Here is an 18,208-nt window from a genome sequence, read left to right as displayed (position 1 = left end):
TGGGGCCCTTGGCCCCATCTGATTACAAGTCGAATTTTACTTCATCCAGCAACTGCAAGGCATCCTTGCGGTGCTTGGCGTACTCGCTGACCGGCATGGGATCAGACTTGAAACTGCCCCAGGACTTGACCATGGCGGAAGGCTCGACCCCGACCTTGACCGGGTACTCGGCATTCACGTCCGCATACATGTGCTGGGCAGTATCGCCAGCCAGGAACTCCATCAGCTTCTGGGCGGCTTCCTTGTTCTTGGCATGCTTGGTCATGGCCACGCCGCTCACGTTGACGTGGGCGCCACGGTCAGCCTGGTTCGGGAAGTTGATGTAGACCGCATCAGCCCAGGACTTCTGAGCCGGATCTTTCAACATGGCGCCCAGGTAGTAGCTGTTGCCGAGGGACAGATCGCAGATGCCATCCTTGATCGCCTTGACCTGATCCCTGTCGTTGCCTTGCGGCTTGCGCGCCAGGTTGGCCTTGACCCCTTCCAGCCAGGTTTTTGCATCCGCCATGCCGTGATGGGCGATCATGGAGGAAACCAGCGCCACATTGTACTCATGCTTGCCGCTACGGGTACAAATTTTCCCTTTGAATTCAGGCTTGACCAGATCTTCGTAGCGGATGGTGTCGAGTTTGCCGAGGCGTTCCTTGCTCGAATAGATGGCACGCACGCGGGTGGTCAGGGCAAACCAGCGATTCTCCGGATCACGATAGATGGAAGGGATATTCTCCTGCAGTATCTTGCTGTCCACCGGCTGCACCAGCCCCTTGTCCACCAGATCGGTCAGACGGCTGATGTCCACGGTCAGCATCAGGTCGGCCGGAGAGAGCTTGCCTTCCCGCTCCAGACGCTCGTTCAGCCCCTCTTTGGCGAACACCACGTTGACCTTGATGCCCGATTCCTTCTCGAACTGCTGGATGATGGGCTTGATCAGTTCATCCTGACGGTTGGAGTAGACATTCACCTCTCCTGCCGCCAACGCACCCTGAGCAGCCAGGGTAGAAAAAGCCAGTGCCAGCATCTTCATTTTCATCATCCATTCCTTGAGTTGCTATATCGAGTGATAACCATTGCTGTTTGTATTTTGCATTGGCCTCGCCAACCGGATCAAGAAAACATCGAGTGCGGGATCACATATTTAAACACCGTTCAAACAAAAGGGCCGGATAGAATCCTATCCAGCCCCACCATGGAGTCAATCAACGACTACCTATCGGCAACCCGTCCGGTCTGGCAATCCGAAACAGGGTTACCCATGCTCAAGCCGCCAGGGCACCCGAGCGATCAGAGCGCCTCGTCATCGCTTTCACCGGTACGAATGCGCACCGCCTGCAACAAATCGTAGACAAAAATCTTGCCATCGCCGATCTTGCCGGTGTACGCCGCCTTGCAGATCGCCTCTATGACCCCTTCGACGTTGTCATCGGCCGTCGCAATTTCCAGCTTCACTTTGGGTAAGAAGTCGACCTGGTACTCGGCTCCCCGGTATAATTCGGTGTGCCCTTTCTGGCGGCCAAACCCCTTGACCTCGGACACTGTCAGTCCTTCGACTCCCAGGCTGGCGACGGCTTCACGCACATCGTCCAACTTGAAGGGTTTGATAATCGCAGTAATCAGCTTCATCTGGTTGCTCCCAATCCATGGTATGTGGTGAATTGGGTATCAATTCTTGTGCCAAGTCTTTTTATTGTTTAATTTCAAAAAGATAGCATTTATGCCCTGGATGAATCCCCCCCGGCATCACCAAGGGAGCCCATCTCGCCCCATAATGAGGCACCAAGCTGAACCAGCCTCTCCCTATGCACCAAACAAGAGCACAGCAGTATGCTAGTCATCTCCAACAGCGTCACCCTCCCCTGGCATGAGCTGCAGTTTCAGGCCATGCGGGCCCAGGGGGCCGGCGGCCAGCACGTCAACAAGACTGACTCCGCCGTCTGGTTGCGCTTTGATTACCGCAGCTCTCCCAGTCTACCCCCGCTCTACAAAGAGGGGCTCGACAAGTTGAGCGACAGCCGGGTACACGATGGTTTTATCCAGATCCGCGTCGAGACCCATCGCAGCCAGGACATGAACCGAAAAGAGGCCATGAGCCGTCTGGTGGAGCTGCTCAAGAAAGCCGCCTGGCGCCCCAAGGCCCGTCATGCCACCAAGCCGACCCGCAGCTCCCAGCGCAAGCGGATCGACGCCAAGAAGCGCAAGGGCGACATCAAGTCGGCCCGCGGCAAACCCGTGCTGGAGTGATACTGCCAGCCTTACGACTTGCCCACGCCAAGGATGAGAGAAGATGAGATACAGTTTTTGCGACAGCGCCCACGGCCCCCTGCTCATCGCCATCGATCGGGATGGCCTGCGCCACGTGGAGTTCATGCAGGGCGAGCGCCCCATAATGCCAACCCAGCAGTGGCGTCAGGATGATCTGGCTCTGGCCCCTTACGTCGAGCAGTTCGCCGCCTATTTCGCCGGCCGTCTGCAACGCTTCGATCTGCCGCTCGCCGCCAAGGGAACCCCCTTCCAGCAGTCGGTGTGGCGCGCTCTGTGCGACATTCCCTATGGCAAGACCGTCAGCTATCTCGAAATAGCCCAGTCCATCGGCAACCACAAGGCGGTGCGAGCCGTGGGGGCCGCCAATGGCCGCAATCCTCTCAGCATCATAGTGCCCTGTCACAGGGTGATAGGGCGCAGCGGCGAGCTGACTGGTTATGCCGGCGGCATCCCCATCAAGCGCTGGTTGCTGGCGCTGGAACAACAGAACGCCAGTTCGTTCGAGTTGACCCCTTGATAGTGGCGCCATCCCTGTAAAACACTCACTTCAGCCATTGGCACAACAGAGATCCGGCTTGTTCGAGTGGAGCCGTTTTGCGTTTATAAAAATGAACATAGTATGAAGAATCGCCTCAGAAGGGCTTCAGACAGGGTCAGGCATCATGGCTTCACACTTGGATGGCATGGCTCATCCCTCATTCAAGTGGCACCCATGTGACGCTTCCAATCTGTCTTTTTCCCCGCGCCTCCTCTGAGGCGCTTTTTTTGTCTGAAAAACAGCCACAAAAAAGCCCGCCGAAGCGGGCTCTGACCGGAAGGTGCCAGCTTCAAGGTCAATCAGAGGGCGAGGAACAGCCCCGCCAGCGAGGCGCTCATCAGGTTCGCCAGCACACCCGCCAGTATGGCGCGCATGCCGTAACGGGCGATGAAGGATTTGCGCTCCGGCACCATGGCGCCCAGGCCACCGATGAGGATCGCCATGGAGGAGATGTTGGCGAAACCGCACAGGGCGAAGGTGACGATGGCCTTGCTCGATTCGTTCAGGGTCTGATCCTGCACTAGGGCGATGAAAGCGACGAATTCGTTGATGACTATCTTGGTCCCGATCAGGGCGCCAGCCGCCTGGGCCTGATCCCAGGGCACGCCGATCAGCCAGGAGACGGGGGCGAACAGCCAGCCCAGTATGATCTGGAAGCTCAGCTCCAGTCCCACCAGATCACCGGCCCAGCCCAGCAGGCCGTTGAGCATGGCGATCACCCCGACGAAGGCCAGCAGAGTCGCGCCGACCGCGACCGCTATGTTGAGGCCAGCCATGGCGCCATCGGCCGCCGCTTCGATCACATTGGTCGCACGGGGGATCTCCACATCCTGACAGTGGTCAACGTCTTCGGCCGCAGGCGGCACCAGGATCTTTGCCATGGCCAGCCCGGCAGGCGCCGACATGAAGGCAGCCGCTATCAGGTACTTGAGCTCAACCCCGATACTGGCGTAGCCCACCAGGGTGCCGCCAGCCACGGAGGCGAGACCGCAGCTCATCACGGCGAAGAACTGGGAGTCGGACATCTTGGAGAGGTAGGGCTTGACCACCAGCGGCGCTTCCACCATGCCGACGAAGATGTTGGCGGTGGCGGAGAGGCTCTCGGCACGGCCGGTACCCAGCAGCTTCTGCAGACCGCCGCCCAGCAGGGCGATGACCCGCGGCATCAGGCCTATGTGATAGAGGATGGCGATCACCGCAGAGAAGAAGATGATGACCGGCAGCACGTTGAACGCAAAGATGAAGCCCAGCTTGAACTTGGCCAGATCCCCGAACAGGAAGGCGATCCCCTCCTGGCCGTAACCGATCACGCTGCTGACGCTCTCGCTGACCCCATTCAGCACGTGCTGACCGGCAGGCAGCCAGAGCACCAGACCGGCAAAGAGGACTTGCAGGCAGAGCGCGAGACCCACTGTTCTCAACGGGATACGACGACGATTATCAGAGCAGAGTACGGCCAGGGCCAGGATACTCAGTATGCCGAGCAGGGCAATCATAGGGACTCCATCAGGTGAGGCAAAAGATGGGCGCGGATTCTGCTCCCCCCGCCCCACTACTGCAAGCCCGCCTGGTTACAGCCCTGTTAGCAAAAACGTTTGCACGATATCGGTTGCGCCAACCCGCTGATTTGGTTCAATTTTGGTATCATGCGAAAGCCAGTGTTCTTATATGGAAACGATTATTCCTCTGTACCGGACAATTTGCCGCCGAGCCAGGGGGCAAGTCGCTGCTCCCAATAGGGATTGGGGCCGAAGCTCTCCTTGAGGAAATCGATGAACAGACGGATCTTGGGATCCAGATGTTCGCGCCTGGCGTAGACGGCGTGCACCGCCATCTTCTGGTTCGGCCGCCACTGGGGCAGCAGGGGGATCAGCTGACCGGACTGCAACTCCTTGTCCAGCAAGTAGTTGACGACATAGGCGATGCCGAGCCCGGCCAGGGCGGCATCGCGCACCGCCTCCGCCAGATCCACCCGGTAGTTGCCGGCCACCTGCACCGTCTGGCGCTCCTTGCCCTGGCGAAACGACCACTCGTGGTAGCGCCGCTCCCGGCTCTGGTAGGTGATGCAGTTGTGCTGGGCCAGATCTTTTGGGTGCAAGGGTGTGCCGTGGCTCAGCAGATAGTCAGGCGAGGCCACCAGCACGAAGTGGATATCCGCCAGCCGCTGCCCCACCAGCGCTTCGGGCTTATCTTCATAGGTGGTGATCCAGAGATCCAGCCCCTCATCTACCAGGTTGGTTCTGTGATCGAACAGGGAGACTTCCAGCTCCAGCTCGGGGTAGCGATCCTGAAAGGCCTTGAGACGCGGGATCACGTGCAGCCGGCCAAACGACTGGCCCACCCCAAGATGAAGCACGCCACTCACCTTGCCACGGCGCTCCGCCACCATGGAGTCCGCCTCCAGCGCCACCGCCACCAAAGCGCGGCAGTGACGGGCATACTCCAGGCCGAGTTCGGTCAGGGAGAAGCGGCGAGTGGTGCGCTGCACCAGCTGGGCACCGAGTTCGGCCTCAAGCTGGGCCAGCTGTTTGCTGATGTGGGATTTGGAGACGCCGAGCCGCCGTGCGGCCGCCGAGATGCCCTGTTCACGGACAAGGGCATCGAAGATCACCATTTGGGGCAGACGTTGCAGCACAGAGTTACCAGACAGGAAAGCGGGCCTCCATTATTCCAGAGCAGCCCGCAGCGGGGTAGACCTAAAGCCCAAGCGCCCGTTTGACCTCTTTTTGCAGGGGATCGTCGGCCGGATTCTGGTTCGCACCATAGCTTGCTATCAGCTTGCCATCGCGCCCTATCAGGTACTTGTGAAAGTTCCAGCCCGGCGCCTCGCCCGCGGCCGCGGCCAACCCCTTGTAGAGCGGGCTCGCATCGTCACCGCGTACCGCCAGCCGGTTGAACATGGGGAAGGTCACTCCGTAGTCACGGCGGCAAACAGCGGCAGTTTTGTCCTCATCCCCCGACTCCTGCCAGAAGTCGTTGGACGGAAAACCCAGCACTATCAGCCCCTTGTCCTTGTAGGTCTGATAAAGCGTCTCCAGATCCCCAAACTGGCCGCGATAACCGCAATAAGACGCCGTGTTTACCACCAGCACCACCTTGCCTTCGGTCAGCTGGCAGAGGTTGTGGCGCTGGGTGCTGTTGAGCTCCCGTTGCTCCACATTGAAATAATCAGGGCAGGCGGCAGAGGCCGTCCCGACACCAAGCAGCAATAACAAAGTGAACCATTTCATCGGGCAACTCCTTTTGAACAGATGAGCGTCATACGCACAGGTGGCGCAGCCGGTTCATCCCCATCATTTAGCGCAAGGGTATGCCGGTCAGCCAGCCATGACCCCAGAAGATCAAGACAGCCGTGACCGCAAGTCCAGCTCCCACGCTGATACCAGTCCCAACCCAGTTCGCTGCAGGACGGGGATGACGCTGCCAGTCCCGCACCGAAATCCAGATGATGCTGACCAGGGCCCACAGACCGATACCGCCGAACAACACCAGGGAGCGGGCCTCGCTGTTGACCGCAAGATGGGCGCCAGCCCAGAGCAGGGTACCAAGCAGCTGGGGATGAACTAGCCAGCGCCGCAAGTGGTTGGGCCCCTGGCCCGAGAAGAACAGAATGAGCGCGACTGGCATCACGCCTATCACCAGAGCCGGGCCCCAGGCGGGCGGAAAATAGAGTGGCATGGGGCTGGACGAACGCCAGCCAGCCAGAATCAAGCCGAAAGCGACGAACACCAGCAGCGAGAAGAGTCCCTTGTAACGGTTCTCCCCCAACCGGTCGCGCAGGCGGGTTCGATGGGCCGCAGCGAAGCAGGGATAGAGATGGATAAGGGTAAACAGCAGTACCCCCAGGGTCAGCAAGATCATGGGTGGCTCCTTGTACTATGGGGGATCACTATGCCGCAAAGTGGTCAGCCAAAATATAGAAACCGTAGAAAAGCGATGGAGATACAGCAAGATAATGAAAAAAGCCGATCGGGAGATCGGCAAGGTATTGCGGTCAGATCTGCAACAAAGACAGGTCATCACCGCGACACGGGGCAGGGTAAAGCCGGTGCCCGGCACCGGCCAAAAGAGGATCAGCGTCGCAGCATATAGAGCGCGGCCACGTTGCGGGCCGTGAGCTGCAGGTTGGTGGTGGCTGTCGCCAATGCCTCCGGCAGGGACATGGCGCGGTTGACCACGGCGAACACCGCATCCAGCCCGTGCTCATGCACCACACCGTAGTCGTCGGTGAGACACCCTGAAATACCTATCACCGGCTTGCCAAACTGCTTGGCACAGCGTGCGACACCGATTGGCGTTTTGCCGTAAATTGTCTGGCTGTCGATACGCCCCTCCCCCGTGATGACGAGATCCGCATCGGCCACAGCCTCGGCCAGTTTCAACGCCGCTATGACGATCTCGATGCCGGGCTTGAGCTCGGCACCGAGCAGGCCCACCAAGGCCGCCCCCATGCCACCGGCGGCGCCCGCCCCCGGGATTTCCCTCACCTGTTTGCCAAGGGCCTGCTCGATGCAGTCAGCGTAGCGGGAGAGGTTGGCATCGAGTTGGGCCACCATGTCGGCGTTGGCCCCTTTTTGCGGGCCAAACACGGCGGAGGCACCTGTCGGGCCGCACAGCGGATTGTCCACGTCACAGGCCACCTCTATGGTGATTCTGCTCAGACGGGAATCCAGATCGCTCAGATCTATGGTGGCCAGATCCGCCAGCCCGGCGCCGCCCGGCGCTATGGGGGTGCCATCGCGTTTGAGCAGCTTGCCGCCGAGCGCCTGTATCATGCCGGCACCGCCATCGTTGGTGGCACTGCCGCCTATGCCGAGGATCAGGTGCTTCACCCCCATGTCGAGGGCCGCCAGGATCAGCTCACCGGTACCGAAGCTGGAGGTGTGCAGCGGATTGCGCAGCTCGGGGGGGACAAGATGCAGGCCGGAGGCCGCCGCCATCTCGATGACGGCGCGCTCGCCATCCCCCAGCAGGCCGACGAAGCCCTGCACTTGGTTGCCGAGCGGCGCTGTCACATAAAACGGCAGTATGCGACCCCCGGTGGCATCCACCAGGGATTGTACTGTGCCCTCGCCGCCATCGGCCATGGGCAGCTTGATGTAGGTGGCCTCTGGCAACACCTGCTTGAAACCCGCCTCGATGGCATCGGCCACCGCCATGGCGCTCAGGCTCTCCTTGAATGAATCCGGTGCGATAACAATTTTCATATCAGTTCCTCAGGCGAGACCAAACACGCCAAACATCAAGGTAGAGACGGCTGCTATGGTCAGACCGACGGCTGTTTCATAAGGGATAAGCTTGAGGCGCTCCCCCACGCCCATGTGGACGCTGCCACCGGTGGCATGGAAGAAGGAGCCGTGGGGCATGTGGTCAAACACGGTAGCACCGGCATGGATCATGGCGGCCCCTGCCAGACTGCTGATGCCGAGCTCAATCAGGGTGGAGCTGAACACGTTGGAAGCCACCACAGTCCCGGCCGTGGTCGAGGCGGTCGCCAGCGACATCAAAGCGCCCGAGATGGGGGCCAGCAGGTAGGAGGGCAGACCGGAGGCGGTCAGGCCGCTGATCAGCACATCCTTCAGACCCGAGTTGGCGATGATGCCCGCCAGAGTACCGGTACCCAGCAGCATGATGGCCACCGGCGCCATACGGGCCAGGCCCGAGACCGCAAACTGGTTCACCTTGCTGAACTTACCCATCATAAGGGCGCCGACCAGGCCGCCGAGGGGCAGAGCGATGAGCGGATCCACCACTATACCGGCCAGTGGGCGCAGGGCCAGCAGCAGTATGGCAACCAGGGGCGCACTGATGGCGGCGCCAAAGCCGGGCAGCTTGCTGCCACTGAAGCTCACCACCTCGTCGGCGGCGACCTTGCTGCCCTTGTTGTTCAGACGCTTGGCCAGCCAGTAGGCCATCACCAGCCCGAACAGGCCAGGTATGATGCCGGCCGCCATGACGGAGGTGAGGGGGAGATGGAAGGCATCGGACGCAGCGATGGCGTTCGGGTTGGGGGACATGACGTTGCCCGCCTTGCCGCCGCCTATCATGGCCAGCAGAATGGCCGCCTTGGAGAGGTCGGCACGGCGCGCTATGGCCAGCGCTATGGGGGCAACCGTGATGACGGCCACGTCCACAAAGACGCCGACCGCAGTCAGGATCAGGGTGGCCAGCGCCAGCGCCAGCAGGGCGCGGGTCTCGCCGAGCTTCTTGACTATGGTCTCGGCGATGGTGGTGGCGGCGCCCGATTCGATCAGCACGCCCGCCAGCACACCGGCCGCCAGGATCCGCATCACGGCCGTGGTGATCCCCTGGGCGCCACCTATCATCAGGGCGACGGTCTGGGTCAGATCGGCCCCGCCGATCAGGCCACCGGCCAGGGCGCCGACTATCATGCCGTAGGCGGGCGGCACCTTCTTCAGAATGAGGAAGATGGCGATGGAGAGCGCGGCGAGAGCGCCGAGCGCGGATACAGGGATCATGACGGGCACCTTGAATGGGAGTGAGTGGTGGCCATTATGGTGATCCGGGATCGGAATGCGTTGGCTGAAAAGCCAAATAAGGTCTCTTTAAAGAGAGCTTTTTTGTTCATTACAACAAATTAGCTGTCGAGATTGAGCCCTAGGTAGAGCAGGAACTTGTCGTCTAACTTGTTGAAATTCAAACCGGTTATCTGCTCGATCCGGGTCAGCCGATAGCGCAGTGTATTAGGGTGGATGAAGAGCGCCTCGGCACAGGGATGCAGATCACAATCCTGCAAGAAATATTGGCGCAGCGTCTTTTGCAGCGTTCCCTTTGTGTCCTCCTGCGCCAGCCTGAGCAGGGGCGCCCGCAGCTGATCCGCCTGCCAGGAGTCCGCCAGACTGCCGAGCAGTACCGGCAACCGGTAATCCTCGAAGAAGTAGACCTGCTTGCGCGGAGCCTGCCGCATGCCCCGGCGCAGAGTATCCCGCGCTGTCTGGTAGGAGCGCGCCAGACCATCTATGCCGCCGAAGTAATCACCCACCCCGATCCGTACCTTGAAGTGGGGAATGCGGGCCAGCAACTGCTTGATGCGGCTGCGCTCCTGCTCCGATTGCCAGACGCCGCCGCTCAGCTGGGCCGGTTTGAGCACCACTATCTCGTCGAGGCCGTTGATGGCCACCAGATTGTCCCGCTCCGGATTTTCCAGCAGATGCACCAGCTCCCGCAGGCGGGCGGGATCCGCCTCCTCCAGCGCCAGTACCGCCACCACCCGAGGCTGGGCCAGATCCAGCTCGAGGAAACGGGCCGCCTGTTGCAGTTGATCGACCCGCCCCTCGCCGCGAATGAGCTGCAGTACCAGCTCCTCCTTGTGGCGCTTGTCCCACTGCAACTGCTCGGTGAGCGCCGCCTGCTCCAGAATGAGCTCGGCCGTCATACGCACCAGCTCGGCGTAAGCACGCACTATGTCCGGATCGCCCGAGATACCGATGACCCCGAGCAATTCCCCCTGATAGGCGATGGGCAGGTTGATGCCAGGGCGCACCCCCTTGAGCTGCTGGGCGGTCGCCTCGCTTATCTCCACCACCCGGTTCTCGGTCAGCGCCAGCACGGCACCCTCGTGGCGCTGATGGAGGCGCTCGGGGTTGCCGGAGGCAATGATCAAACCGTGTTCATCCATCACGTTGACCGAGAACGACAGTATCTTCATCGCCCTGCTCACTATCTGACGGGCCAGGGTATCGTTTAGCTGCATAACATCTCCGGACAACAAGCTGGCATGACGCCTGGTGGCCCACAATCACACGGGCCGACGTGCAAAGATCCCACATCATCAAGACAAGCGCGGGAGGGATCGCTAGAATAGGCCACTTTACGCTATGTGTGACCCACCATGGATCATGGATCTGACGCTATGCCAGTCCGCTTTGTGGTGGCCTCATCCTTCCGATATGGACTCCGCTATGGACTATGAATTTCGCCGCGACCCGTTCGGTGGCTATCGCGCCCGGTTCTCCATGGGTCATGAGGCCATCGGTCAGTGGTTGATCGATGAAGTTGGCAAGGATGAGGAGAAGCTCGATGAGCTCTTCTCCATCATCGACCAGCTGTCCAATCGCACCCGCACAGAGTACCAGCTGCACGGCGGTGACTATTCACTGCTGCTCACCCATGAGGAAGCCGAGGTGAAAGCCAACGTCCTCAATATCGAACAGGATGAGGATCTCGACGATCTCGCCTACTACGATGATGAGCAGCTGGCCATGTGCGGGCTGGAAGACTTTGCCCAGGTGCTAGGCTCCTGGCGCGCCTTTATCCGCAATGAGGATATGGGCTGAATACCCACATTTAGGGCGAGCATGCCCCTTGCAACCCAACAGGATTGACTATGTCTATTTACGATTTTGACGGCGAACAACCAGAACAGCCGGAAGACGAGCAGGACCAGACCAAACAAGCCGTGCCTGCCAAGAAGAAAGGCAAGCAGGTGATGAACACTCAGGTCAACCTGAGCCCCCGCGATGCCAGCCGTCTGAACGGTCTGCACGTCGAAGCCATCACCACCCTGGACGATGTCAGCCTGCCGAAGAACGTCATCTTCAAGGCCGGCCTCATCGCCCTGGGCGAGCTGGAAGCCACCAAGCGCGCCGACATCATAGCCCGTGTCATCGCAGAGTCTGGTCGCTAAAAGGCACCTGTACTGGCAATGCAGTCTCAGAAAAGCCGGAGCCTCAGCTCCGGCTTTTTCATGGCTGCGCCCCTTAGCGGACTCGCCCTTGCAGGGATCCGACCAGCCTATTAAGGCTTGTGTCATGATGTGACGACTTGTTAAGGTGCGGGACTTTTATCGGCCTTGGAGACTCAATGTTACCTCTACCTGATTCGCTCATCTGGGGAGCACTGGCGCTGGCCGTCTTGCTCTGTCTGATCCGTCAACGCCTGCCCGGCCTGATCCTGCTGGGGGTCGCCCTGCTGGCCGCCCTTTACCTCGGTCGCCTCAGCCCTTCCGCCCTGCTGATCACGCTGGCGGGCCTGCTGCTGGCCTGGCGCACCCCCAGCCTGCCCCAGCCCTGGCGTGGCGCCGCCCTGACGCTGGTGCTGCTGTGGGCCATAGCGCTGATGCTGCACCTCATCCCCGGCTTCAACAATCTGAAGGTACTGGACCAGGTACAGGCCGGCCCCGCCAGCGTGCCCTTCAACATGTACCTCAATCTGGACAAGCCGCTGGTCTTCTTCGGCCTGCTGCTGGCCTGGCCCGCCTTGCTCGGCCAGGGCGGTGCGATCCGCTGGCGAGCGCTGGCCCTCTTGCTGTTGCCGCTGGCGGCCCTGCTGATCACCGCCTGGCAACTGGGTGCGCTCAAGCCCGAAGCGGGTCTGCCCCACTGGTGGTGGCTGTTTGCCCTCAATAACCTGCTGTTCACCTGCGTGGCGGAAGAGGCGCTGTTTCGCGGCTTCATCCAGCAAGGGGTGGCCGCCCGCAGCCGACTCTGGCTCGGCATCCTGGTCGCCAGCCTGCTGTTCGGCGCAGCTCACCTCGCCGGTGGCCCGCTGCTGATGCTGTTTGCCGCCCTGGCGGGGGCCTGCTATGGCCTGGCGTTCCACTTCAGCGGTCGTCTGAGCGTCGCCATCGTCATCCACTTCCTGTTCAACTTCGCCCACCTGGCCCTTTTTACCTACCCATTGGCCAGTCGCTGATCCCTGGCGCCCCGGTCGGGGCGCCATTACCTTCCCCCTTGTCTGCTACCCGGCGCCCCTTGTTCCCATGACAGCAACCTGAACCCTGCGGGCTTTCTATTTGCACTATTTCACCAGGCTAGAGTGTCGATTAATTGACCCAAGCCAAGATAGTGTCATCTCCGCCCCATAGAATGAGCCGGTAACCATCACAAAAATAAAAACAAAACTATCAGTTACTTGACTCACTCAGGATGCTCACATGACCACAAGCCAACGGGAGGGGGAGATACGCTTCCCCGACCACCTATCCCTGATATCGACCACGGATCCCGCCAGCCACATCACCTATGCCAACCAGCACTTCTGCGAGGTAGCCGGTTACAACGCCGCCGAGATGGAAGGGGTACCCCACAATCTGGTACGTCATCCCGACATGCCCAAGGCCGCTTTTGCCGACATGTGGCAGCGACTGCGCCAGGGCAAGAGCTGGATGGGACTGGTAAAGAATCGCGCCAAGAGCGGCAGCTTCTACTGGGTCAACGCCTACGTCACACCGATCCTCAACGACCAGCGGCAGATCATAGAGTACCAGTCGGTGCGTACCCGCCCGAGTGAACAGGACATCGCCTGGGCTGAGCAGCTCTACGCCCGCATCCGGGCGGGCAAGGCGCTGCCCTGGCTCAGCCGGCTCACCCTGGAGCCGGGCCAGCTCACCCTGCTCCTCTCCGGCACGGCCCTGCTCGCCCTGCTGACGGCCCTCGTTACTGGCCATCCCTTGTGGGGGGTTATTGGCACAACCACCCTGCTGGCTCAGATGATCCACGGCTGGCGGCTGCAACAGCGGCTCAACCGCCTGGCCACCACGGCAGGCGAGGAGATGGGCACCCCGCTCTGTCAGGTGCTCTACACCAAACGGCGGGACACACTGGCGGCTCTCGAGCTGGCCCTGCGCATGAAGCGGGCCGAGCTCAAGGCGGTGGTGGGGCGCAGCGCCGACATCAACCAGCAGATACTGCAGGCCGCCGAGGATGACAGGGGTAATATCCAGACCATAGACACCCACCTGCAACAGCAGCGGGCCCAGAGCGAGCAGCTGGCCGCCGCCATCACGCAAATGAGCCAGTCGATCCGTGACGTGGCCAACAGCGCCCATCAAGCCAACGCCCTGGTGGGCGAGGTACAACAGGTATCGGCCGAGGGATTGCAAGCGCTGGCGACCACACAATCATCGGTCAATCAGTTGCATGAAGAACTTGATGCCAACCACCAGGTGCTGGCGCAACTGACCGGTGACAGCCAGAAGATCAGCGGGATCCTGGCGGTGATCAGCCAGATCGCCGATCAGACCAATCTGCTCTCCCTCAATGCGGCCATAGAGGCGGCGCGGGCCGGTGAGCAGGGGCGTGGTTTTGCAGTGGTGGCCGACGAGATACGGGCACTGGCCCAGAAGACCCGCAGCTCCACCGGCGAAATCAACGAGATGATCCAGGCGCTGCAGCAGACCACCCGCCAGCTGGCCGATGGCATGACCCAGGGGGCCCAGACCTCGGAGCGTTGCCAGCAGCACGTGAGCACCACAGCCGAGGTGCTCAACCAGATCAGCCGCATGCTGACCCAGGTCACCCACACCAGCGACGAAATTGCCCAGGCCGTCAGCCAGCAGGCGGATGTCACCAGTACCCTGGATCACGGCATCCACCAGATCCACCAGCTGGCCAGCCACACAGCCGACAACAGCAGGCAGGCCCTGGACGGCATCACGCTGTTGGTGGAGCGGCTGCATGCCCTCTCCCGCCTGATCAACCAGTTCCGCCACTGACCCGTCACCTGGGGTGCGTGCCGACCGGTACGCGCCCCCTTGATTGCCAAGCCTGATCTAGATCCTCCGCTTGAACGGCCACTGACCCGCAGCCTTCCCCTCAATGCCCCCCCTCTCCCCATATGGGGCCTTTCATTTATTTGTAACAAAAATGTAAATGAAATGACCTCTCTGCCCGCCATAACAGTCACTTTCCATCGTGCCTCAACCAAAAGGACTTAATGATGCACAAGCCCCTCAGTTATGCCGCCCTGCTGCTGGTCAGCCAGTTTCCATTGCAGGCGCTGGCCGATACCGATGTCTACCTCACCAACAACGGCCCGGAACCCCTGCAGCTGGCAATCAGCCAGAGCGGCAGCGGCCAGCTGCAGGCGGGCAGCCAGTGGACTCAGCACAGAACGGAGCTGGGCCCCTGGGAGAGCGCCATGGTGCTCAGCTTCAATCGCTACGAGGGGGTGAAGGCGGGCAAAAGCTATCTGTTCGAAACCCGTGTCACCACGGCCAGCGGCGACACCTATCGCCTCAACCAGTTGATGGAGGGCTCCTGGTGGAACACCACCCTGCAGCACGGTGGCGACACCCCGACCGTCAGCTCTGGGTGGAAGAGCGACCGCGCCTTGCATCGTACCCAGGGGCCGCAGGAGCTGGCCTTTGCCGCCAAATTCACCGGCCGTTACGACGATCTGCACTACATGCTGACCCCGCCACAACCACGGGAACAACCGGAGCCTTCGGAGAGCAAGCTCAAGGTGGCCAGCTACAACGTCTGGGCGCTGCCGGTGATCGCCTCCAGCATTGGCGAACGCTTAACCTTGCTGCCCGATTACCTCAAGGGCTATGACGCCCTGCTGCTGCAAGAGGTGTTCGATGGCCGCCGCGAGGGCTTCCTGCAGGCGCTGGCCAAAGAGTACCCCTATCAGACCAAGGTGCTCGACAAGCCGGGGGTCAATATCCACGACGGTGGCGTGGTGATCGTCAGCCGCTACCCAATCGTGCGGGAGGCCCAGCTGGTCTATCCCCAGTGCACTGGCACCGACTGTTTCGCCGACAAAGGGGTCATGTACGCCGAGGTGATCAAGGGGGGCAAGGCCTGGCATCTGTTCGCCACCCACACCGCCAGCTTCGACACCGACGAGGCGAGACGGCTGCGCCAGATCCAGTTCGGCCAAATTCGTACCCTGGCCGCCAGCCTCAAGATCCCGGCCAGTGACACCGTCATCTATGGCGGCGACTTCAACGTCAACAAGCGCAAGTTCGCCGACGACTACGCCAGCATGCTGGCCAACCTTGACGCCTATGAACCCGGCTATGGCGGCTATACCGAAGCCACCTTCGATCCCAGGATCAACCCCTACGCAGGCGGCCCCCTCTCCGGTGGCGCCAACGTCGAGTATCTGGACTATCTGGTGGTGAGCCGGGAATACGGTGCCGCCAGTCATAACCTCAACAGCGTCTGGATCCCCCGCAGCAGCGATGGCAGCCTCTGGCCCGCCAGCAACCTATCCGATCACTTCCCGGTCAAGGGCGAGATCAGCCGATGAAGCGCCGCTACGGGATCCTGGCCCTGGCAGTCCTCTCGCTCTTGCTGCTCAACCTCGGCTGGCAGAATGAGCCACCGCAGACGCCGGCCGAGGCACATTCCAGCCTGCGCGGAGCACGTCAGGCCCAGCAGGTGCCAGCCACCCCTATGACAGCCCTCATGCCCCGGCTCACCCCGGCTGTCAGCGGGGGCAAGCCCACCCAACAGCCCCCCAGCTGGCGGGAGATGCCACAGGAGCTGAGCCAGCGGCTCGCCAGCGAGATCAGCGACACCGACCAGCCGCTGAACGAGCGGCTGGTCAATCTGATCGCGCTGGAATCCCAGTGGATGAGTGAGGGGGAGAGCCTGACACGGTTGCAGGGGCGCTACGCCCAGGCCCTGGATCAGTTGGCCGCCGACAGCGAACAGCTGGCGCTGGCCGAACGGCTGGCCGCCCTGACCCGGCTGCAGGATGAGTGGGCGGCGGATCACCCGGATCTGGCGGCGGATCTGTTCAACCCGGATGCCCGCCTCTTGCAAGCACGCCAGTTGTGGGGGGATGAGGAGCTGGAGACATTGGCCCGCCACTTCCTGCCTGCCGACCGGGCCGAGACCAGCGTGGCGTTTGCCGGTGCGCGCCAGCAGCAGCTGGATCAGCGCGGCCGCTACCAGCAGCAGCTGGCCGAGCTGGAGCAGCAACTGGCGGCCAGTCAGGGGAACATGGATCCCGAGCGCTGGCAGCAGCACAGGGAGGAGGTGCTCGGCCAGTTTCGGCGCGACTTCTTCGCCCAGGAACAAGGCAAGCCCTGAGCATGAAACGGCCCGGGGAGCATGACGTGGAAAAGAAAAAAGGGCCCGCCGGGGCCCTTTGTGTTTGTCCGACCATCAGGCCAGCGGATAGCTGGCGGCCAGCCCGTTCTCGCAATGCCAGTTGACCCACAGCTTGTGGTCGCTGCCCATCAGCAGGGTGGCGAAGTTGCGGGTGCGCAGGTAGACGGGGGCGCCGAACGGCTTGATGAGCTCGGCGCGTATCAAGCGGTTCTCGTCGAGGTATTCGGGATTGTCGTTGGTCATGGCGAGGATCCCCATCCACTGAAACTGGGTGGGACAGGGATGGACTATGCCGGAGGAGACCAGCTGGTGCACATTGGTGACCCCTTCCCGCTTGTCCTGGATGACGCCCAGGCAGCCCACGTGCACGTCGCCGGAGAGGATCAGTGTCTTGCTGCCCTGATCCTGCTGGCGCCGCAGTCGGGCGTTGTCCAGCAGCCGCATGATGAGACGGGCCCGCTCCCCCTGATGGGCCTTGGCCCGCCAGTGATCCTTGAGATCGTCGGTCAGCTCCTCTTCCCAGGGGGTGGCATCCAGCGCCGCCTCTGTGAAGGAGAAGTCCCGATAAACCACGGGCACCCCCGCCATGACCAGCAGGTGGCCCGCGTCGCAGGCGGCCAGCGCACCGTTGACCTGCTCCCACTGGGACCGGCTCATCACCTGGGCCTGGGTGCGGGTTGCTCTGTTGTCCAGCGCCAGGATCCGGTAACCCCGAAACGTCAGCAGCCAGGAGTGGTGATTCAAATTGACCGGGTCCAGCAGGGAGGCATTGGCGCTGCTGCGCAGCTGGAACAGCCGGAAATAACGGGACGCGGCAGCATAGATGGCCCGATAGACATCACAGCCCTGCAGATCCTCGGGATAGCTGCCCCAGCCATCGAAGATGTCGTGGTCATCCCACATCATGGCGCTTGGCACCCGGGCCAGCAGGCGGGCCACCTCGGGCCGGCTCCACTGCTTGCAGTAAAGATCGCAATAGAAGCGATCGAGCTGCTCCTCCATGGTGCGGGTCGCCTTGCGTTTGACCTTCTCCGTCCTGTCCAGCTCGTTCCAGGCCTTGAGGCTGGGAACCGTGGTCCAGAGAGAGTCGGCATAGACCTGATCCCCCCCCATCAGCAACAGCGAGAAGGGATGCGCGGCGTGTTCGGCGGCAAGCCGCTCCCACATCACATAGGGCTGAGGCGTGGAGGTGAGCAGCTTGAAGTCGGAAAAACCGTTGCAAGAGGCGTAACCGATGCGCACCGGCTCCGCCAGCCCCGGCAGATGAAACTGCCAGTGGTCGTCCCCGGCCAGATCCCGGGTGGGTTCCCCATCCAGCAGGATCCGGTACTCCACAGCAGCACCCTCGGCGGCCGGGCTTGCCGTCCAGCTGGCCCGCCACAAACCCCCTCTGGGGGTATCCGCCTGCTTGCTGGCAGGCAGCAAGGCGCCGTTGATCCTGATGCTGGCACCCTTGCAGCTAGGCCCCGCCAGAAAACAGACGCTGTATTGCGTCTCAGCTTCGAGCCCCAGCAGGGGCCCCATTAACAGGCTTGCCATCTTCTATCCCTCCATGGTTGAACCCATGGAGCATAGTGAAACCGGCGTCCTTTGGTACTGCCCAATC

At 61.6% G+C, this 18,208-nt stretch carries 18 protein-coding genes; 8 read left to right on the top strand and 10 right to left on the bottom strand.

The window, feature by feature from the left end; all coding sequences use genetic code 11:
- Positions 1-22 precede the first annotated feature (22 nt).
- Both ONZ54_RS03290 and glnK read right to left on the bottom strand, forming a co-directional pair.
- The gene (locus ONZ54_RS03290; RefSeq protein WP_005313559.1) at positions 23-1,030 is read right to left on the bottom strand and encodes a Fe(3+) ABC transporter substrate-binding protein; all 1,008 of its coding nucleotides are present in this window, start codon (positions 1,028-1,030) and stop codon (positions 23-25) included.
- Between the two features lie 251 nt (positions 1,031-1,281).
- Positions 1,282-1,620, bottom strand: coding sequence for a P-II family nitrogen regulator (gene glnK, locus ONZ54_RS03285; RefSeq protein ID WP_005313561.1), 339 nt, complete (start codon positions 1,618-1,620; stop codon positions 1,282-1,284).
- Positions 1,621-1,821: 201 nt separating this feature from the next.
- Between glnK and arfB the strand changes: the two genes are divergently transcribed.
- Both arfB and ONZ54_RS03275 read left to right on the top strand, forming a co-directional pair.
- Entirely contained in the window at positions 1,822-2,238 is a 417-nt protein-coding gene (arfB, locus tag ONZ54_RS03280; RefSeq protein ID WP_005313563.1) for an alternative ribosome rescue aminoacyl-tRNA hydrolase ArfB, read from the top strand.
- Between the two features lie 43 nt (positions 2,239-2,281).
- Positions 2,282-2,776, top strand: coding sequence for a methylated-DNA--[protein]-cysteine S-methyltransferase (locus ONZ54_RS03275; RefSeq protein WP_059168758.1), 495 nt, complete (start codon positions 2,282-2,284; stop codon positions 2,774-2,776).
- A 320-nt stretch (positions 2,777-3,096) separates the two neighbouring features.
- On the opposite strand, the gene ONZ54_RS03270 is transcribed toward ONZ54_RS03275, so the two are convergent.
- The 7 genes from ONZ54_RS03270 to ONZ54_RS03240 form a co-directional block, all read right to left on the bottom strand.
- Positions 3,097-4,293, bottom strand: coding sequence for a NupC/NupG family nucleoside CNT transporter (locus ONZ54_RS03270; RefSeq protein ID WP_059111745.1), 1,197 nt, complete (start codon positions 4,291-4,293; stop codon positions 3,097-3,099).
- A gap of 182 nt (positions 4,294-4,475) precedes the next feature.
- Positions 4,476-5,411: a LysR family transcriptional regulator gene (locus ONZ54_RS03265; RefSeq protein WP_271788242.1), complete on the bottom strand. Its 936-nt coding sequence runs from the start codon at positions 5,409-5,411 to the stop codon at positions 4,476-4,478.
- 82 nt (positions 5,412-5,493) lie between these two features.
- Positions 5,494-6,027, bottom strand: coding sequence for a glutathione peroxidase (locus tag ONZ54_RS03260; protein ID WP_058394924.1), 534 nt, complete (start codon positions 6,025-6,027; stop codon positions 5,494-5,496).
- A 67-nt stretch (positions 6,028-6,094) separates the two neighbouring features.
- A complete protein-coding gene (locus ONZ54_RS03255) occupies positions 6,095-6,658 on the bottom strand; it encodes an NnrU family protein (protein ID WP_271787463.1) in 564 nt (187 codons plus the stop codon).
- Positions 6,659-6,870: 212 nt separating this feature from the next.
- Positions 6,871-8,004: a glycerate kinase gene (locus tag ONZ54_RS03250; RefSeq protein WP_005313582.1), complete on the bottom strand. Its 1,134-nt coding sequence runs from the start codon at positions 8,002-8,004 to the stop codon at positions 6,871-6,873.
- Between the two features lie 9 nt (positions 8,005-8,013).
- On the bottom strand, positions 8,014-9,276 hold the full coding sequence (locus tag ONZ54_RS03245) for a GntP family permease (protein WP_058394921.1): 1,263 nt from the start codon (positions 9,274-9,276) through the stop codon (positions 8,014-8,016).
- Between the two features lie 119 nt (positions 9,277-9,395).
- Positions 9,396-10,511, bottom strand: coding sequence for a sugar diacid recognition domain-containing protein (locus ONZ54_RS03240; protein ID WP_265455240.1), 1,116 nt, complete (start codon positions 10,509-10,511; stop codon positions 9,396-9,398).
- Positions 10,512-10,719: 208 nt separating this feature from the next.
- On the opposite strand from ONZ54_RS03240, the gene ONZ54_RS03235 reads away from it, so the two are divergent.
- The 6 genes from ONZ54_RS03235 to ONZ54_RS03210 all read left to right on the top strand — a co-directional run bounded on the left by ONZ54_RS03235 (position 10,720) and on the right by ONZ54_RS03210 (position 16,581).
- Positions 10,720-11,094: a YacL family protein gene (locus ONZ54_RS03235; protein WP_005313595.1), complete on the top strand. Its 375-nt coding sequence runs from the start codon at positions 10,720-10,722 to the stop codon at positions 11,092-11,094.
- Positions 11,095-11,144: 50 nt separating this feature from the next.
- Positions 11,145-11,444 (top strand): hypothetical protein, encoded by a 300-nt coding sequence (locus tag ONZ54_RS03230; RefSeq protein ID WP_005313598.1) that lies wholly within the window; start codon positions 11,145-11,147, stop codon positions 11,442-11,444.
- Positions 11,445-11,620: 176 nt separating this feature from the next.
- Complete coding sequence (locus ONZ54_RS03225) at positions 11,621-12,451, top strand: CPBP family intramembrane glutamic endopeptidase (protein ID WP_271787462.1); 831 nt, start codon at positions 11,621-11,623, stop codon at positions 12,449-12,451.
- Between the two features lie 241 nt (positions 12,452-12,692).
- Positions 12,693-14,252 carry a methyl-accepting chemotaxis protein gene (locus tag ONZ54_RS03220; RefSeq protein ID WP_271787461.1) on the top strand — a complete coding sequence of 520 codons (1,560 nt, stop codon included), beginning with the start codon at positions 12,693-12,695 and terminating at the stop codon, positions 14,250-14,252.
- A gap of 224 nt (positions 14,253-14,476) precedes the next feature.
- Positions 14,477-15,793 carry a sphingomyelin phosphodiesterase gene (locus ONZ54_RS03215; RefSeq protein WP_271788241.1) on the top strand — a complete coding sequence of 439 codons (1,317 nt, stop codon included), beginning with the start codon at positions 14,477-14,479 and terminating at the stop codon, positions 15,791-15,793.
- Positions 15,790-16,581, top strand: a complete 792-nt coding sequence (locus ONZ54_RS03210) for a hypothetical protein (protein WP_271787460.1) — start codon at positions 15,790-15,792, stop codon at positions 16,579-16,581. Before ONZ54_RS03215 ends, ONZ54_RS03210 begins: the two co-directional genes overlap by 4 nt.
- Before the next feature lie 75 nt (positions 16,582-16,656).
- Here the strand turns inward: ONZ54_RS03210 and ONZ54_RS03205 are convergent, their stop codons facing one another.
- Entirely contained in the window at positions 16,657-18,141 is a 1,485-nt protein-coding gene (locus ONZ54_RS03205; protein ID WP_271787459.1) for an alkaline phosphatase D family protein, read from the bottom strand.
- Positions 18,142-18,208 lie beyond the last annotated feature (67 nt).

Source organism: Aeromonas salmonicida (assembly GCF_028355655.1).
Lineage (GTDB): Bacteria > Pseudomonadota > Gammaproteobacteria > Enterobacterales > Aeromonadaceae > Aeromonas > Aeromonas salmonicida.
Note: the sequence above shows the minus strand (reverse complement) of the source record. Positions and strands in the feature narration are given on the sequence as shown.

Excerpts from the sequence above, each read along its gene's own strand:
- ONZ54_RS03290 (WP_005313559.1), bottom strand. The coding sequence starts at position 1,030 with ATGAAAATGAAGATGCTGGCACTGGCTTTTTCTACCCTGGCTGCTCAG.
- glnK (WP_005313561.1), bottom strand. The coding sequence starts at position 1,620 with ATGAAGCTGATTACTGCGATTATCAAACCCTTCAAGTTGGACGATGTG.
- arfB (WP_005313563.1), top strand. The coding sequence starts at position 1,822 with ATGCTAGTCATCTCCAACAGCGTCACCCTCCCCTGGCATGAGCTGCAG.
- ONZ54_RS03275 (WP_059168758.1), top strand. The coding sequence starts at position 2,282 with ATGAGATACAGTTTTTGCGACAGCGCCCACGGCCCCCTGCTCATCGCC.
- ONZ54_RS03270 (WP_059111745.1), bottom strand. The coding sequence starts at position 4,293 with ATGATTGCCCTGCTCGGCATACTGAGTATCCTGGCCCTGGCCGTACTC.
- ONZ54_RS03265 (WP_271788242.1), bottom strand. The coding sequence starts at position 5,411 with ATGGTGATCTTCGATGCCCTTGTCCGTGAACAGGGCATCTCGGCGGCC.
- ONZ54_RS03260 (WP_058394924.1), bottom strand. The coding sequence starts at position 6,027 with ATGAAATGGTTCACTTTGTTATTGCTGCTTGGTGTCGGGACGGCCTCT.
- ONZ54_RS03255 (WP_271787463.1), bottom strand. The coding sequence starts at position 6,658 with ATGATCTTGCTGACCCTGGGGGTACTGCTGTTTACCCTTATCCATCTC.
- ONZ54_RS03250 (WP_005313582.1), bottom strand. The coding sequence starts at position 8,004 with ATGAAAATTGTTATCGCACCGGATTCATTCAAGGAGAGCCTGAGCGCC.
- ONZ54_RS03245 (WP_058394921.1), bottom strand. The coding sequence starts at position 9,276 with ATGATCCCTGTATCCGCGCTCGGCGCTCTCGCCGCGCTCTCCATCGCC.
- ONZ54_RS03240 (WP_265455240.1), bottom strand. The coding sequence starts at position 10,511 with ATGCAGCTAAACGATACCCTGGCCCGTCAGATAGTGAGCAGGGCGATG.
- ONZ54_RS03235 (WP_005313595.1), top strand. The coding sequence starts at position 10,720 with ATGGACTATGAATTTCGCCGCGACCCGTTCGGTGGCTATCGCGCCCGG.
- ONZ54_RS03230 (WP_005313598.1), top strand. The coding sequence starts at position 11,145 with ATGTCTATTTACGATTTTGACGGCGAACAACCAGAACAGCCGGAAGAC.
- ONZ54_RS03225 (WP_271787462.1), top strand. The coding sequence starts at position 11,621 with ATGTTACCTCTACCTGATTCGCTCATCTGGGGAGCACTGGCGCTGGCC.
- ONZ54_RS03220 (WP_271787461.1), top strand. The coding sequence starts at position 12,693 with ATGACCACAAGCCAACGGGAGGGGGAGATACGCTTCCCCGACCACCTA.
- ONZ54_RS03215 (WP_271788241.1), top strand. The coding sequence starts at position 14,477 with ATGCACAAGCCCCTCAGTTATGCCGCCCTGCTGCTGGTCAGCCAGTTT.
- ONZ54_RS03210 (WP_271787460.1), top strand. The coding sequence starts at position 15,790 with ATGAAGCGCCGCTACGGGATCCTGGCCCTGGCAGTCCTCTCGCTCTTG.
- ONZ54_RS03205 (WP_271787459.1), bottom strand. The coding sequence starts at position 18,141 with ATGGCAAGCCTGTTAATGGGGCCCCTGCTGGGGCTCGAAGCTGAGACG.